General features: G+C 36.7%; 2 protein-coding genes. Both read left to right on the top strand.

Features of this window, described 5'->3' with window-relative positions:
* Positions 1–117: 117 nt before the first annotated feature.
* Positions 118–606 carry a PAS domain-containing protein gene (locus tag CJD30_RS11545; RefSeq protein ID WP_294919297.1) on the top strand — a complete coding sequence of 163 codons (489 nt, stop codon included), beginning with the start codon at positions 118–120 and terminating at the stop codon, positions 604–606.
* Positions 581–2,011: a methyl-accepting chemotaxis protein gene (locus CJD30_RS11550; RefSeq protein WP_294919299.1), complete on the top strand. Its 1,431-nt coding sequence runs from the start codon at positions 581–583 to the stop codon at positions 2,009–2,011. The genes CJD30_RS11545 and CJD30_RS11550 overlap by 26 nt, the downstream gene beginning before the upstream one ends.
* The last annotated feature ends 87 nt before the right edge of the window (positions 2,012–2,098 follow it).

Raw genomic sequence — 2,098 nt, forward strand, 5'->3', positions numbered from 1 at the left:
AATATGCAAAACATTTGCAACATTATATAAATAGAATAATGGGGTCACATATTTATTAAATCAGGTGAGTTTAGTAAATTATGAGTAAAGGATAAATTTAATAGAAAAGAAGTTTAAATGGCGAATCAGGAATTAACATTCGGGGATGATGAATTCATCGTCTCAAAAACAGATTTAACCGGAAAAATAACATACGGAAATGCTTTATTTATTAGAATGTCCGGCTATTCAGAAGAAGAATTGTTAGACAAACCTCATAATATTCTCCGTCATGAAGATATGCCTGCTGTTGTATTTAAATTGCTTTGGAACCGGATCAAAGAAGGTAAAGAGATTTTTGCCTATGTAAAAAACAAAACAAAAAATGGTGATTATTACTGGGTATTCGCTCATGTTACTCCATCTTTTGATACAAATCGCAAAATTACCAATTATCATTCAGTTCGCAGAAAACCCTCTTCAAAAGCATTGAATGTTATTAAACCGTTGTATTCTGCGCTCCTTCAAAAAGAGCGCAGTGGTGGAATCCAGGCTGCAGAAACAGCACTCAATCAAATTTTAAAAGACAAAGGATTGTCGTATGAACAATTTATCCTCTCTATCTAAAGTTCAATATGCAAATTTAATTTCAATTGCATTATTTGTTATTGCGCTTATTATTGAAGTCGTTGAGTACGGTTGGACTTGGATTCGTATTCTTAACATTGCCAACTTCGCATTGGCATGGTTTGTATTTATCAATATTCGGGCGGCGCAAAAAACGATTCATGAAGTAGCGGCTGTTATCGCATCTGCTGAAAAAGGTGAGCTAGAGAGCCGTATTACGGAGATCAAAGATAATGGTGAACTAAACGCACTTTGTTGGAACACCAATAATTTACTTGATCAAATGGAAGTCTTTATCCGTGAGATCAGTGCAAGCGTTGAGGCCTCTAGCCATGAAGAGTTTCATCGCCGTATCGTTGAAAGCGGATTGCAAGGTGAATTCAAAGCTGCAAGCCAGTTTGTTAATAAAGCAATCGATGCGATGGAATCGAGTCATAATCATATTCAAAAATCGGTTCTTAACAGTGAGATTGCCGATATCGCTGCAAGCGGTGGAGGTTTGGATGTTATTCAAAGTGATTTGCAAAATACGATTGTCCGATTAAATGATATTACAAAAACGAGTCAGGTCACCTCTAAAAACTCTTCCGAAACGGTCGAAGAATTGGAAGTAATTATTGAAAAACTGACAAAATTGATTGAATTGGTTCAAATTTCCGCAGATGCGATTAATTCGTTGAATGAAAAAACAAGTGAAATTGAATCGGTCGTTAATCTGATCAAAGATATTGCCGATCAGACAAATCTTTTGGCACTTAATGCGGCAATCGAAGCAGCGCGTGCAGGTGAGCATGGACGAGGATTTGCGGTTGTTGCGGATGAAGTACGTAAACTTGCAGAACGCACTCAAAAAGCAACGTCTGAAATTAGTGTTGTTGTTCAAACGCTGAGCCAAGAGACGATGGAGATTCATGACAACTCAGATGGAATGAACCGTATTGCGAGTGAATCAAGTGACGCGATTCAAGTGTTCAGAAGTACGTTGCATACCTTTAATGAAGATGCGATCAATACAGCTCAGCAAGCTACAGCGATTGAGAACACTACCTTTATTACGTTGGCAAAAATCGATCATATTATGTTCAAATCCAATGCGTATCAAAGTGTCACGCACGCCAAAGATGTAGTTTCATCGAGCAATCATCATAATAAATGGTATGAGAGCGGTATGGGTAAAGAGAGATTCTCTAATTTACCAAGCTATAAACAGCTTGAGTCGCCGCATGCATCAGTTTATAATTTGGTATCAAAAAATTTGGATTTCATCAAACATGCAGATAAAACGGTAGAAAATCAAGCAACAATTGTTGAAAACTTTAAAAATATGGAGCAATCCAGCCGAAATCTCTTTAATGTTATGGATTCTTTGATCAAAGAATCAGAACAATCAATCACTAAAAAGTAGTCTTTCTTTCGTACAAAGAGTTCAAATGCTCTTTGTACGTCCTTCTATATTCCAAATGTATTTTGAATGGTCTGCAATGCATTAGAT

The sequence above is a fragment of the Sulfuricurvum sp. PD_MW2 genome (assembly GCF_002633015.1).
GTDB lineage: Bacteria > Campylobacterota > Campylobacteria > Campylobacterales > Sulfurimonadaceae > Sulfuricurvum.